We start from the raw sequence: 14,379 nt of genomic DNA, 5'->3' as shown, positions 1-14,379 counted from the left end.
CCTAGAACTCCAGCTCGGCACTGAAATACATTACCCGGCGTTCATCGTAATTATTGTCGACGAAGGTATTCGGCTGATGATCGAGGCGCTGTTGCAGCACGCCGGCCAATTGCAGCTGAGCTTTGCCAATGGCGATGCGTTTGGCGATGCGCGTGTCGACGCGTTCGAAGCGATAGCCGTTGAGCGCGTTGTCACCGTAATAGAAGAGGGCGCTGTTCCAGCCATGCCCCCAGTTGCGCAGCCAACCGGCGGAACCGCTGTTGCGCGAGGTCAACTGCTGATCCAGCGGATTGCTCGCCTCGGCGTCGACGAAGGCGTAGGTCAAACGCAAACGGTCGGCGCTATTGAGGCGCCAGTCGAGTTGCGTTTCGGTGCCGCGAAAGCGCGAGCTGTTGGCATTGCTGGCGATGTACTGATTGTTGCGCAGCGGCTCACTGATCATCCCAGTGATTTCGTCGTAGAACAGCTTCACGTCGACGGCCAGTCCGAGCTCGGCGAAGTAGCCGTTGTAGCCCAATTCCCGCGAGCGCATGTGTTCCTGATCGAGATCGCCGGGGCCGCGGGTCTTGACGAAATAACGCGCCGACGACTGGCCATAGGCCGAGGGTCGCAGGTTGCTGACCTGATAGCTCCAGTTGACGTTGTTTTCGAACATGTCCGGCGAACGGATCGCCTCCGAGTACACCGCGCGCAGGCCGTGACGCGGGTTGATCAGGTAGTTGACCGCGAAGCGCGGGGTCAGCGAACTGCCGATCAGTTGCGTGTCTTCGAACATCGCACCGCCCTGCACCAGCCAGTGCTCGGTAGCGCGCCATTCCAGTTGGCCGAAGGCGCGCCAGGTGGTGTCGTCGAGGGTGCCGTTGAAGTAGGTTTCGGAGTCGGCGCGGTCGTAGCGGTAATTCAGGCCGCTGACCAGACGCAGGCTGTCTGCCAGGCTGAGGGTGTCCTGCAGTTCGAGGTCGTAACGCGACTCGCGGGCGCTCTGGTCGATATCGCCGCACAAGGTCTGGCTGGCGCCGTTGCGCCATTGCTCAAGCACTTGATTGGCCAGCGCCATTTCCTGCGGCGTGCCGGGCGCAGCGCCGGGGCCGGTGAACCGGGTGATGTTGCGCGCCAGCCGTTCGGTGTAATTCGGGTTGAGCTGCCACAGCTGCGTCAGTTCAGGGCTGAACGACACTTCGGCATCGCAGGCGCGCCAGACCTGCTGGCGATCCCAGTGCTGCGCCGAACCTTGCACATAGAGGCTGTGTTCGGGATTGATGTCGAGGTTCCAGCGCACCGAACCGGCGTAATCCTTGGCCACCACGTCGGAATTGTTCCCGGCGTCGGTAATCCCAGAGAACACCGGGCGGTAGGTATAAGGCCGCTGATTGCTGCCGTCTTTGGCGTTGAGCTGCCAGTCGAGGCTTTGATCTTCATTGAGATCATGGCTGACCGCCAAGCTCAGACGGTTCAAGCGCCGACTGTCGCGATAATCGGCGCCGTTGCGGTCGCTGTCGAAACCGTCGTCTTCCTGGCCGGACAGCGACAAGCGCAGATCGCCGCCATCCCAACCGGTGCCCTGGCTGGCATAAAAGTCGTTGATGCCACGCTGGCCACGGGTGATCTTCAGGCGCGTGCCGTGGCTGTCGGCCGGGTGGCGAGTGATGATGTTGATCACCGCCATCAATGCGTTGGCGCCGTAGCTGACAGTGTTCGGACCGCGAAACACCTCGATCCGCTCGATATCTTCCATCGCGACCGGAATATCGCTCCAGTCCACCGTCGCCAGCCCGGCGCGATACACCGAACGGCCATCGATCAACACCTGCATGCGCCGTGCTTCGCTGGCGTTGGTGCCGTGGTAATTCACCGCCGGCTGATTGCCGTTGATGCTGCCAACCATCATCCCCGGTACCAGTCGCAGCAATTCGCTGATGTCGCGGGCGCCGCTGGCGCTGATCAATTCGCTGTCGAGAACGGTCATGCTCCCCGGTACTTCGGCCGGGGTCTGCTTCAGGCGCGTGGCCGTAAGCACCGGCGGCAGCGTCTGGCTGTCGACGAACAGATCGTCCGCCAGCACCAGCGGGCTGAACATCAGCGCGAGTAACAGGGGCGAGCGCGGGGAAGGAGGGCCAGAAAACACGACACAGCCTGCAGAGAGAAGAATTGGCGCGCATGTTAACCGAGGGCTGCGACTTTTCCAGTGACGTTGCAGGCATTTTCCTAGGTTTTATTGGTCTTCTTCCTACAAATGTCGGTAATTGTTGCTGGGGCTGGCCGCCACCGGGTCGCCCCGTATAATGCCCGGCATCGCCACTGGTATGGATTAACGGATTGCATATGACTGAACAGCGCCCGATTGCGGTCCTGGGAGGCGGAAGTTTTGGTACCGCCGTGGCCAATCTGCTGGCCGAGAACGGCCATCAAGTCCTTCAGTGGATGCGTGACCCCGAGCAGGCCGAGGCCATCCGGGTCAACCGCGAAAACCCGCGTTACCTCAAAGGCATCAAGATTCTCCCGGGGGTGACCGCTGTCACCGACCTGCAGGCCACTCTCGATGCCTGCGATCTGTGCTTTGTCGCGCTGCCATCCAGCGCCTTGCGCACGGTACTCGCCGCCCACGCCGAGCGCTTGAGCGGCAAGATGCTGGTCAGCCTTACCAAAGGCATCGAAGCGCAGACCTTCAAGCTGATGAGCCAGATTCTCGAAGAGATCGCCCCGCAGGCGCGGATCGGCGTGTTGTCCGGGCCGAACCTGGCGCGGGAAATCGCCGAGCACGCGCTGACCGCCACGGTGGTCGCCAGCGAAGACGAAGAACTGTGCAAAGCGGTGCAAGCCGCCCTGCACGGGCGCACCTTCCGCGTTTACGCCAGCGCCGACCGTTTCGGTGTCGAGCTGGGCGGTGCGTTGAAAAACGTTTACGCGATCATCGCCGGCATGGCGGTGGCGCTGGAGATGGGCGAGAACACCAAGAGCATGCTGATCACTCGCGCCTTGGCGGAGATGACCCGCTTCGCCGTGAATCAGGGCGCCAACCCGATGACCTTCCTTGGTCTGGCCGGGGTTGGCGATCTGATCGTCACCTGTTCATCGCCCAAGAGCCGCAACTACCAGGTCGGCTTCGCCCTCGGTCAGGGCTTGAGCCTTGACGAAGCGGTGTCGCGTCTCGGCGAGGTCGCCGAAGGGGTCAACACCCTCAAGGTGCTCAAGGCCAAGTCCCAGGAAGTCGGCGTGTACATGCCGCTGGTCGCCGGGCTGCACGCGATCCTGTTCGAAGGACGCACGCTGGAGCAGGTGATCGGTCTACTGATGCGTGCCGAGCCGAAAACCGACGTCGACTTTATTTCCACCAGCGGTTTCAACTGATTCAGCTGTTACACGGACAGGAAGCAAGCCATGAACGATCCGAAAAGCGAAACCCAGTACGAATCCATCCTCCTGCGGGTGTTGTGGATGATTGTTTATCTGCTGGTCTGGCAAGTCGCGCAGTTCATCCTCGGCGCGGTGGTATTGGTGCAACTGATCTACCGCCTGATCTACGGCGCACCGAGCGCCAGCCTGATGAATTTCGGCGACAGCCTCAGCCAGTTCCTCGCGCAGATCGGCCGCTTCGGCACGTTTCACAGTGACCAGAAGCCCTGGCCGTTCGCCGACTGGCCGGCGCCGCGCACCCCGGAAGGTGAAGCGCCGCACACCGTCGCCCCGGCCGCGCATCCGGTGCGCGATGAGGAGCCCAAACTATGAAACTGTGGGTATTGCGTCATGGTGAGGCGGTGCCTCACTCGAAGATCGATTCCGAGCGCGAGTTGACCGAGCATGGTCGTAAAGAAGTCCTGAGCAGCGCCGCGCATCTCATGGGCCAGCCGCTGACGGCGATTTACGCCAGCCCTTATCTGCGCGCGCAGCAAACCGCGCAGATCGTGCGCGACGCATTGGGTTTCGAGCCGGAGATTCGCACGGTCGAATGGCTGACGCCGGAAAGCGATCCGGACAAGGTCGCCGAGCAATTGGTCGCGGTGAGCAATGTGCTGCTGGTCAGCCACAACCCGTTGGTGGGTAATCTGCTCAGCTATCTGCAGCACGGCGCCGGGCATCCGCCGGAGCGGGTCAGTACGGCGGGGCTGGCGGAGCTTGAGCACAGTGAACTGCTGATCGGCTCGATGAAGCTCAACAGCCTCAAGCACCCTTAACGCCATATCCCTGTGGGAGCGAGCCTGCTCGCGAAGGCGGCGTGTCATTCACCCTTTTTGGGGCTGACATACTGCATTCGCGAGCAGGCTCGCTCCCACATTGATTTCTGCCAACCCATGAAATTATTTGTTTGAAAATTCCAACCAAGCACTTGCTTGGTTGACTACGCTTGCTCCAGACCAAAAAAACAGGAGCGAGTCGCATGTCTGCCGCCTTCCGTTTGCCGCTGGACGTGTTCTACGAACGGGAAGCCCGGCACCCGCGCCAGCGCTTTCTTGTGCAGCCCATCGGCGGCGGTCAGGTCGAGACGCTGACGTGGGCCGATGTCGGCCATCAGGCCCGCTGCGCCGCGCACTGGTTGCGGGCCCGGGAGCTGCCGTCCGGCAGCCATATCGCCCTGATCTCAAAAAATTGCGCGCACTGGATCATCGCCGATCTGGCGATCTGGATGGCCGGGCATGTGTCGGTGCCGCTGTACCCCAATCTCACCGCTGAATCCGTTGCGCAGGTGCTGACTCATTCGGAAAGTGCGCTGGCGTTCATCGGTAAGCTCGATGACTGGGCAGGCATGGCGCAAGGCGTGCCGACGGGTTTACCGACCATCAGCCTGCCACTGCATCCGCCGGGCGAGTTCGATTACAGCTGGGCGGATCTGCAGAGCTGTTCGCCAATCCAGGACGATCCACGTCCCGCCGCCGAGCAATTGGCGACGATCATTTACACCTCCGGCACCACCGGCCTGCCCAAAGGCGTGATGCACAGTTTCGCCAATCTCGGTTTCGCCACCAGTCGTGGCACGCAGCTGTTCGGGCTCAACGAGAACGATCGGCTGCTGTCATATCTGCCGCTGTGCCACGTTGCCGAGCGCATGTTTGTCGAATTGGCCTCGATCTATACCGGACAGACAGTGTTCTTCGCCGAAAGCCTCGAGACTTTCATCACCGATCTGCAGCGCGCGCGGCCGACGGCAATGTTTGGCGTGCCGCGTATCTGGACCAAATTCCAGATGGGTGTGTACAGCAAGATCCCGGCGCAGCGTCTGGATTTCCTTCTCGGGCTGCCCTTCATTGGCAAGCGGGTCGGCCACAAAGTGCTGGCCGGGCTCGGCCTGGATGCCTTGCGCGTGGCGTTGTCCGGTGCCGCGCCGGTACCGCAGACCTTGCTCGCCTGGTATCAGAAACTCGGCCTCGATGTGCTGGAGGTGTACGGCATGACCGAGGGCTGCGGCTATTCGCATATCTGTCTGCCGGGGCGATACAAACAGGGCTGGATCGGCCAGCCGTGCCCGGAAGTCGAGGTGCGCATCGATGAGTCCGGCGAAGTGCAGGTGCGCAGTCAGGCCAACATGCTCGGCTATTTCAAGGAACCGCAGAAAACCGCCGAGACGCTGACTGCCGACGGCTTTCTGCGCACCGGCGACAAGGGCGAGCAGGACAGCGAAGGGCGTCTGCGCCTGACCGGCCGGCTCAAGGAAATCTTCAAGACCAGCAAGGGCAAATACGTCGCGCCGGCGCCGATCGAAAACCGTCTGGCCGTGCATTCACGCATCGAACAAGTGTGCGTGGTCGGCGATGGCCTGAGTGCACCGCTGGGGTTGTGCGTGCTGTCGACGGTCAATCAGCAAGAGCCTCGTGCCAGCCTGCACGCCAGCCTGGAAAAATTGCTGGAGGAGGTCAACGCCGCCCTCGACAAGCACGAACGCCTGCACCGACTGGTAGTGGTCAAGGACAGTTGGGCGGTGGACAACGGCTTCCTCACGCCGACCCTGAAAATCAAACGCAACGTCATCGAAGACCGCTACGGCGCGCGTTTCGAAGAATGGAGCGCGCGCAGCGAGGCGGTGCTGTGGCAGGATTAAGCGTCGACTACAACAACAAAGGAAGTCTGCGATGAGCTTGTGGCGTACTACTCCCGACATCGAACAGCTGAATGCGATCCAGAAAAACACCATTGGCGAAGTGCTGGATATTCGCTTCGAAGCCTTCGACGAACAGTCGCTGACCGCGAGCATGGTCATCGACCATCGCACCCACCAGCCTTACGGTCTGCTGCATGGCGGCGCATCGGTGGTGCTGGCGGAAACCGTCGGCTCGATGGCCAGTTATCTGTGCATCGATGCCAGCAAGTTCTATTGCGTCGGCCTGGAGATCAACGCCAACCACTTGCGCGGCTTGCGTAGCGGAAGGGTGACGGCGGTGGCCACGCCGATCCATATCGGCCGCACCACGCATGTCTGGGACATCCGTTTGACCAGCGACGAAGGCAAGGCCAGTTGCGTGTCGCGCCTGACCATGGCGGTGGTGCCGCTGGGGGAATAGCCGCCGCTGCGTTGATGGTAGCGGTCGGACGGTGGCATCACCTCACTTAAAAGTTGAGTTGTGCTCGGGAGTATTTTCGCTGGCCCGGACTGGTCTCGCTAACCACGTAGTATTGGTCGACATCGGCCGGCGGGCTTTCGCGAACGATGCCGGCGCCGACCTCGTTTTTTTCAAGATCCCAGAAGGTTGTGCCCAGTTCTGCGCTCAGGCCGGGCTTGGCGATCGTGACAAAAGTCGAGCGTATGTCCCCGACTGCGCTGACGACTGCACGGCTAACTGCCGTTCTGGTATGTACGTCCAGCGCGTCGTAGCCAGGGATCTGTGAAACGGCGAGATTGGCGATCTGCCCCAGAGATAAAAAGAAATGACGGCTGCTGTAGCCGACCACCGCGTTCTCCTGGTTGAAGCTCGGTTCACTGTCGCTCGAAGGCCTGGCTGGTGTTCCCCGCGCTCCTCTTACCGCTGAGGCAGCGGCAGCACTGGCAGCCGTGACTGCCGAGACGGAAAGAACCGACTGCAACACATTACCGGTTGCGTCGGTGCCAAACAGCACTGAGCCACCGAATCCGGTGGCGCCTGCTGCCAATCCTGCCCCAACCACGCTGGCCGCTCCCGTGAGCGGATCGACACGGCCCACAGCTGGGTTGCTCGGACCGGCATTGGCGAGATACTGCGCCGATATCTCACGAAACAGCGTACCGAAGGCGCTGCCAATCTGGCCCGCCGCTGCGGGATTGCCCCGTGGATCGAGCATGCCGAGCAGGGAAGGCGCGGCGCCCAAGGCTGCACCTATTACGGCACCGCCGATTTTCGCAGCCAGAGGTCCCCAATCGGCCGGCGAACTGATATGCATGGAGCTCTGCGCCCAGTTGGCACCGGCATAGCCACTGATGCCGCCGGTTACGGCACCCGCCAACGCACCTCCGATGCCGACCGCTACGTTGGCCGAAGGCAGGAAACCGACGAAAGCTGCTTGTGCGGCAGTGGCGACAGCTGAGCTGACAAACTCGCGCGTGGCCGTCGCGCCCGCTGCCCCGGCGGTATCCCATCCTGTCAGCCCTTGGCGGTCGACAAACCTGACGGGATTGCCGCGCACCATCAAATAGCGGTTCAGACCATCGGTGATACCCACCGGATCGGGGCTGATCCAGCGCATCAACCAAGGCGCATAGAAGCGTTGGCCATAATAGTAAAGGCCGGTGGCATCGAGCTCCTGGCCTGCGTAGCGACGGGTCTTGTAGCGGGCCTGTACCTGATCCGGGCCTGCCCACCACGAGGTGCCGCCGTAGGGAAAATAGTTCTCCTCGCAAATGATGTTGGCCTGATCGTCGAGGACCAGCATGTTCGAGCCAAGATGGTTGCTGAACTGGTAGCGATATTGATCAGCAACCTTGTCCTTCGTGTCCCAGTGCAGGATTTCAACAGCACAGCGTCCTGCCTGTACGGAAATGACGTGCAAGGTTTCATCGGCCCGATGGCGTATTTCCAGTCCTGGCAGATAGCGCGTTTCATGCAGTTGCACGAGTGCTGGCGATTGGATGAGGCGTATTTTGCGCTGGCGCTGGCCCGCACCGTCATACACATAGCGTTCGCAGTCGTTTGTAGCGTCCTTGCGCATTACCTGATCGACCTGGAGCAATCGTCCGCCAGCACTCCACCGCAAAGGCTGGCCGGGCTGGAGCATTTTCCGGTTGCCGTTGCTATCGAACCCGGCGGAAATCTCCAGCTCGTCGGGCAGCGTGCCGCTGACAGTCTGTTCCAGGCCGCGATTGCTGTATCTGGAAATCGCCGTGCGCTGCGTCCAGTTCTTGCTTGCGGCGCTGTGAACCAGGGCGATGAGGTTGCCGGCTGCATCATAGGTGTAGGTCTGGCGGTAGTTTTCGAGCTGCGCCGAATCTGGTGGAGAGCTGAAGACCGGCTCCTGGGGGCCATTGACCGTGCCGCTTCGTTGCCAACCCGTGGCACCGATCAATTGGTAGAGGCTGTCATAGATAAACGAGGAAACAGGATTGACGGTCTGGTTGCGAAAAAAGCGCGTGGGCTGCGCCATGTCCTCGACACTGAGGATGTTGCCGACCGGATCGTAGCAATAGACCAGATGTTGCAGGGCGGGGCACCCGTCCTTTTCGGCAATGATCTTCAGGAGCCGGCCGCTCTGTGGATCGTAGAGATTCTGGCTGATAACGCCGTTAGCGGCTGCCTGACGTAAAACCTGATTGCCCGCGTTGTACTGGATATCGTGCAATAACAGTCTGGGCTGCGAATCCTGCGCGACTTTGAGACTGATCTGGTTGAGTTGTCCGCCTACGTCAAAATGAAGCTGCTTCTGATTGCCCGTGGCGTCTTGCTGGCTGATGGTTTCATTCAGTGCGTTATAGCCGATGTGGGTTGCTGCACCGCTCCCGTGTTCGTGGAGCAGGTCTCTGTCTGCCAAGGCTTGCGGCCAGTCTGGTTCGTCGAGGTCGCTGAGGAAATGCCGCACACACCTGAGCTGTTCGCCCGTGAGGGAATATTCAGGAAAAAATTCGCTGCCGGCACTATCGTCATGGCGAACAATTCGGCCGCATTGGTTACGCGCTGCGCACGACGACGAGCTGTCGCCGTAACTGAAAAAGCCACTGTTTCTGGCGCTCATGCCCTGTACGTGTTCGACGATACTGACCGGGCGCAGCAGCAAATCATAGTCGGTCAACGTCTGCGTCATCAGCCCGTCCCAGGCGATGAGGCGTTGTCCTGCTGCGCCCGGCAATATCAGGCGAAGCGCGCCATCGACGCTGTCGCTGGAAAGGGATACCCCTGTGAGGCTGGAAATCACGGTCAGGTTGGGGCGGGCGTCGGGTTCGCGCTGATGCAGCGCACCCAGGCGTGGATCGCAGGCTTCAGTCAATTGACCTGAAGCGTTGTAGCGTTGGCGATAGATACGGAGGTCGATCGGCCCACCGGGCACTTCACGACAATAGGACACCGTAGCAACGTTCAGTCCTCGTGAATCCATCACGGCGAGTGTCGGCGTATGAGTGTGCATGACGCATCCCGAGTGCTGGACCTGATTCGTTTATCGGACAAGAGCGGCCAGCGGTCAACTGTCAGAAATTACAGGTGAGCGTAGATTGCGACGACCGGTTCAACGTCTGTATGGATAAAACGTCATCGCCACTATTCGTGGCCGTTACGGTCATTGCTGTCGACGCGGCTCTTGCGGACAATCAACGCCACGTTTCCCGCTCATGGATTTGCCCGCATGTCGCAACCGATCTTTTTCGCCCACGCCAACGGTTTCCCCTCGGGGACCTATGGCAAGTTGTTCGCGGCGCTGGCGCCGGAGTATCGGGTCGTGCATCTGGAGCAGCACGCCCATGACCCGCGTTTTCCGGCGGACGACAACTGGTACAACCTGGTCGATGAACTGATCCATCACCTGGAGCAGCAAGAGCAGCCGGTGTGGGGCGTCGGCCATTCCTTTGGCGGTCTGCTGCACCTGCATGCGGCGTTGCGTTGTCCCGAGCTGTATCGCGGCGTGGTCATGCTCGACTCGCCAGTACTGACCCGCACTGATCAGTGGGTGATTCGCGCGGCCAAGCGCTTTGGTTTCATCGACCGGCTGACACCCGCCGGGCGCACCCTCGGGCGGCGTGAAGAATTCGCCGATCTCGACAGTGCACGCATTTACTTTTCCGGCAAAACCCTGTTTCGCGGCTTCGATCCGGAATGCTTCGATGCCTACCTGCAACACGGTTTGCATCAGGTCGACGACAAGCTGCGTCTGCGTTTTGACCCGGCCACCGAAATCAGCATTTATCGCGGCGTGCCGCACACCAGTCCCGGGCGCACCCGCCAGTTGCAGGTGCCGCTGGCCATCGTGCGCGGGCACAAGAGCCGGGTGGTCATGCGCCATCACACACGTTTCGTCTCGCGCCTGCCCCAGGGCGAGGCGCTGAGCATGCCTGGCGGGCACATGTTCCCGCTGGAGCGCCCGCAGGACACGGCGCGGCTGCTCAAGAATCTGTTCATGCGCTGGCAGCAGCGGCAGAACAAGGATTGCGCATGAGCCCGACCTGCGAAGAAGTGCGCCTGAACCTGCCGCACATCGAATTGGCCGCGCATATGTTCGGCCCCGAGGACGGCCTGCCGGTGATCGCGTTGCACGGCTGGCTCGACAACGCCAATAGCTTCGCCCGGCTGGCGCCCAAGCTTGATGGCTTGCGCATCGTCGCGCTGGACATGGCCGGCCACGGTCATTCCGCTCATCGACCAAGCGGCGCCGGTTATGCGCTGTGGGACTACGCCCATGATGTACTGCAAGTCGCCGAGCAGCTGGGCTGGAAGCGTTTCGGCCTGCTCGGGCATTCGATGGGCGCGATTGTCTCGATGGTGCTGGCCGGTTCGCTGCCCGAGCGCATCAGCCATCTCGCGCTGATCGACGGCGTGATTCCTCCGACAGACAAGGGCGAAAACGCTGCCGAACGCATGGGCATGGCCCTGCAGGCGCAACTTGATCTGCGGGAAAAGCGCAAACCGGTCTACACCACCCTCGAGCGTGCCATCGAGGCGCGGATGAAAGGCCTGGTGGCGGTCAGTCGCGAAGCCGCTGAACTGTTGGCCCAGCGCGGGTTGATGCCGGTGCCCGGCGGTTACACCTGGCGCACCGACAATCGCCTGACTCTGCCATCGCCGCTGCGCCTTACTGAAGAACAGGCGATGGCGTTTGCCTCGCGCGTCAGTTGCCCGGCGCGTCTGGTGGTCGCGGCGGATGGCATGCTGGCCAGGCATCCTGAGTTGCTGGAGCGTCTACCCTTCAGCCACGAAGAGTTGCCGGGCGGGCATCATTTGCACCTGAATGACGAGGCTGGCGCAGGTCTTGTAGCAGACTGTTTCAATCGCTTCTTCGCCATGCCTTGACTTGCAGCGGGCAACTGTCGAGGCTGGGCGGGTTGAAATGGGAGACAAACTCGATGGATTTCTATACCGCTGCGACCCCGACCCGCCCAGCCATGACCGTCCGGTGAGGCTGACTATGCGGTCACTCAGTCTCTTCGCGCTGTGCTGCTTCAGCTCCTTGTCCTTCGCTGCCGATGTGCCGGGCAGCCAGGATCTGCAAATCGTGCCGCGTCTGGCCGACGCGCAGATCGTCGACTATCGCCCGGCGGCCGAGCTGGAGCGCATCTACCCGCTGGGCTCGATCCGCAAGATCAGCGGCCAGTTGCGGTTCGACGGTCAGGTCACCGCCCGCGGCCAGACTACCTCGGTGACCTACGAGTTGCCGCCGGAACATTCCGCCACCGAAGCCTTTACTGCCGCCCGCGAAGCCCTGCAACAGCAGGATGCCGAATTGCTGTTCTGGTGCCAGGCCCGCGATTGCGGCGAAAGCAGCCTGTGGGCCAACGAGGTCTTCGGCAACGCCAAGCTGTATGGCTCTGACGAGCAACAGGCTTATCTGTTGTTGAGGCTGGCGGCGCCAAAGGACAACACGCTGGTGGCGCTTTACAGCATCACTCGCGGCAATCGCAAAGCCTATCTGCATGTCGAGCAATTCGAGGCTGCGGCGCCGTTGGGCGAATTGCTGCCGACCTCGGCGACCCTGCTGCGTCAGTTGAAAAGCACCGGCGAGCTGGATTTTCCGAAACTGGTCGATGAACCGGATGCCACCTGGCTGCGCCTGATTTCCCGTGGTCTGAATCTCGACACGACCTTGCGGGTCACGGTTTCCGGGCCCAAGGCCGAAGCCTGGCGCCAGGCGCTGATCAATCAGGGCGTACGGGCGGCACGTCTGGAAGCCGGCAATCTCGAAGGCTCGGGCCTGCGCATCGACTTGTTGCGATAAGCTGTGCCGGGCGAGCACGCACACAGTGTTCGCCTACTCTTTCGCTGACTGACTTTGCCGGGACTTCCCATGCTCAATAACGATCGCCTGCTGGTGCAGATTCTGCTGCTGGTGTTGTTTGGTGCCAGCCTTTGGGTGATGGCGCCGTTCTGGTCGGCGCTGTTCTGGGGCGCGGTGCTGGCGTTTGCCAGTTGGCCGCTGATGCGTTTGCTCACGCGCTGGCTCAATGGCCGCGAATCGCTGGCCGCGTTGATCCTGACACTGGGCTGGATGTTGCTGGTGGCGGCGCCACTGGTGTGGCTGGGTTTCAACCTCGCCGATCATGTGCGCGATGCCACGGCATTCATCAAGGATGTGCAGGTCGACGGTTTGCCGGAAGCACCGACCTGGCTTGGCAGCGTGCCTTTGATTGGTGAGCGGCTGGTGTCGATGTGGGACAGCATCGATCAACAGGGCGCGGCGTTGATGGTCTCGATCAAGCCGTATCTGGGGCAGGTCGGCAACTGGTTGCTGGCACGCAGCGCGCAGATCGGCGGGGGGATTCTCGAGCTGACGCTGAGTCTGGTGTTCGTGTTCTTTTTCTACCGTGACGGGCCGCGACTGGCGGCGTTTGTGCACAGTCTGCTGCAGCGCTTGATTGGTGATCGTGCTGGCTATTACATCGAACTTGTCGCCGGTACGGTGCAGCGGGTGGTCAACGGTGTGATTGGTACAGCGGCGGCGCAGGCAGTGCTGGCGTTGATTGGCTTTTTCATTGCCGGGGTTCCCGGGGCGCTGGTGCTGGGGATCGTCACGTTTCTGCTGAGTCTGATTCCGATGGGGCCACCGCTGGTGTGGGTGCCGGCCACGGCTTGGTTGGCGTGGAAGGGCGAGTACGGGATGGCGGTGTTTCTCGGGATCTGGGGGACGTTCATCATCAGTGGCGTGGACAACGTGCTCAAGCCGTATCTGATCAGCCGTGGCGGTAATCTGCCGTTGGTGATTGTGTTGCTCGGGGTGTTTGGCGGGTTGATTGCGTTTGGCTTTATCGGGTTGTTTATTGGGCCTACGTTGTTGGCGGTGGCTTATAGTCTTTTGACGGATTGGAGTAAGAGTCAGGCTCGGGTCTAGGGGGGCTTGGCGGCCTTTGGGCCGACCGGGCTCTTGGGGTTTTGGGTGAATATCCATTTCTGCGGTAACGGCGACTTAGGGTTCCGCCCTTACGGCGGGTCACCTTTTTCAAACGCCAAAAAGGTAACCCAAAAGGCTTGCTCCTGCGTTCGGCCCTCGCAGGCTCGGGTTCCTTCGCTGCGGGATCGATCCGGGCGCAGCGGCTCCGGTTTGCTTCGCTGCACCTCCTTCCGCTGTGTCTGGCTGCGCCAGACGGTCGCTGCGCTCCCACGCCCGGATCAATCCCTCCGCTCAGCCTTCCGACGTCGCCGGTGGATCAAGATCAAGAGTACTCGAGCTTGCGCTCATTGTTGAGTGGGGCGGCTTCGCCGCGGGCAGCTGCGCTGCTTTGCTTTTGATTTTGATTTTGTGGGAGCGAGCCTGCTCGCGAAGGCGGCCTGACAGCCGACCCATCTCTCTCTGAAATCACTCGATCCCTCTGGGAGCTGGCTTGCCAGCGATAGCGCCCTCACATCCAGCCAATATCTACCGAATACAATCAGTTTCATTGTGGGAGCGAGCTTGCTCGCGAAGGCGGCCTGACAGCCGCCCCATCTCTCTCTGAAATCACTCGATCCCTGTGGGAGCTGGCTTGCCAGCGATAGCGCCCTCACATCCAGCCAATATCTGCCGAATACACTCAGTTTCATTGTGGGAGCGAGCCTGCTCGCGAAGGCGGCCTGGCAGCCACCCATATCTCTCTGAAACCACTCGATCCCTGTGGGAGCTGGCTTGCCAGCGATAGCGCCCTCACATCCAGCCAATATCTACCTAATGCACTCAGTTTCATTGTGGGAGCGAGCCTGCTCGCGAAGGCGGCCTGACAGCCGACCCATCTCTCTCTGAAATCACTCGATCCCTGTGGGAGCTGGCTTGCCAGCGATAGCGCCCTCACATCCAGCCAATATCTGCCGAATA

11 protein-coding genes are annotated in these 14,379 nt (G+C 61.2%); 9 read left to right on the top strand and 2 right to left on the bottom strand.

The features are described from left to right. Position 1 precedes the first annotated feature (1 nt). Positions 2-2,077 (bottom strand): TonB-dependent receptor plug domain-containing protein, encoded by a 2,076-nt coding sequence (locus AB4N73_RS14385; protein WP_150743513.1) that lies wholly within the window; start codon positions 2,075-2,077, stop codon positions 2-4. A gap of 245 nt (positions 2,078-2,322) precedes the next feature. On the opposite strand from AB4N73_RS14385, the gene AB4N73_RS14380 reads away from it, so the two are divergent. From AB4N73_RS14380 to AB4N73_RS14360, 5 genes are all read left to right on the top strand, one after another. After that, positions 2,323-3,348 carry an NAD(P)H-dependent glycerol-3-phosphate dehydrogenase gene (locus AB4N73_RS14380; RefSeq protein WP_024013958.1) on the top strand — a complete coding sequence of 342 codons (1,026 nt, stop codon included), beginning with the start codon at positions 2,323-2,325 and terminating at the stop codon, positions 3,346-3,348. Positions 3,349-3,378: 30 nt separating this feature from the next. Beyond that, a complete protein-coding gene (locus AB4N73_RS14375) occupies positions 3,379-3,726 on the top strand; it encodes a DUF4389 domain-containing protein (protein ID WP_016773653.1) in 348 nt (115 codons plus the stop codon). Continuing rightward, positions 3,723-4,172: a phosphohistidine phosphatase SixA gene (sixA, locus tag AB4N73_RS14370; protein ID WP_460142228.1), complete on the top strand. Its 450-nt coding sequence runs from the start codon at positions 3,723-3,725 to the stop codon at positions 4,170-4,172. Before AB4N73_RS14375 ends, sixA begins: the two co-directional genes overlap by 4 nt. Before the next feature lie 203 nt (positions 4,173-4,375). Continuing rightward, entirely contained in the window at positions 4,376-6,031 is a 1,656-nt protein-coding gene (locus AB4N73_RS14365; RefSeq protein ID WP_460142227.1) for an AMP-binding protein, read from the top strand. A gap of 31 nt (positions 6,032-6,062) precedes the next feature. Beyond that, positions 6,063-6,491 carry a hotdog fold thioesterase gene (locus AB4N73_RS14360; protein ID WP_460142226.1) on the top strand — a complete coding sequence of 143 codons (429 nt, stop codon included), beginning with the start codon at positions 6,063-6,065 and terminating at the stop codon, positions 6,489-6,491. Positions 6,492-6,537: 46 nt separating this feature from the next. Here AB4N73_RS14360 and AB4N73_RS14355 read toward each other — a convergent pair whose 3' ends face one another. Then, on the bottom strand, positions 6,538-9,516 hold the full coding sequence (locus AB4N73_RS14355; RefSeq protein WP_460142225.1) for an RHS repeat domain-containing protein: 2,979 nt from the start codon (positions 9,514-9,516) through the stop codon (positions 6,538-6,540). A 216-nt stretch (positions 9,517-9,732) separates the two neighbouring features. Here AB4N73_RS14355 and AB4N73_RS14350 point away from each other — a divergent pair, with 216 nt between their 5' ends. The 4 genes from AB4N73_RS14350 to AB4N73_RS14335 all read left to right on the top strand — a co-directional run bounded on the left by AB4N73_RS14350 (position 9,733) and on the right by AB4N73_RS14335 (position 13,422). Continuing rightward, positions 9,733-10,539: an alpha/beta fold hydrolase gene (locus tag AB4N73_RS14350; protein ID WP_460142224.1), complete on the top strand. Its 807-nt coding sequence runs from the start codon at positions 9,733-9,735 to the stop codon at positions 10,537-10,539. Beyond that, complete coding sequence (locus AB4N73_RS14345; protein ID WP_460138321.1) at positions 10,536-11,390, top strand: alpha/beta hydrolase; 855 nt, start codon at positions 10,536-10,538, stop codon at positions 11,388-11,390. Before AB4N73_RS14350 ends, AB4N73_RS14345 begins: the two co-directional genes overlap by 4 nt. A gap of 115 nt (positions 11,391-11,505) precedes the next feature. Then, positions 11,506-12,312: a DUF4892 domain-containing protein gene (locus AB4N73_RS14340; RefSeq protein ID WP_056788158.1), complete on the top strand. Its 807-nt coding sequence runs from the start codon at positions 11,506-11,508 to the stop codon at positions 12,310-12,312. Positions 12,313-12,381: 69 nt separating this feature from the next. Continuing rightward, the gene (locus tag AB4N73_RS14335; protein ID WP_056788161.1) at positions 12,382-13,422 is read left to right on the top strand and encodes an AI-2E family transporter; all 1,041 of its coding nucleotides are present in this window, start codon (positions 12,382-12,384) and stop codon (positions 13,420-13,422) included. Positions 13,423-14,379 lie beyond the last annotated feature (957 nt).

The sequence above is a fragment of the Pseudomonas sp. S3_B08 genome (assembly GCF_054667725.1).
The sequence above is the reverse complement of the archived record's forward strand: the minus strand, read 5'-3'. Positions and strand labels throughout refer to the sequence as shown.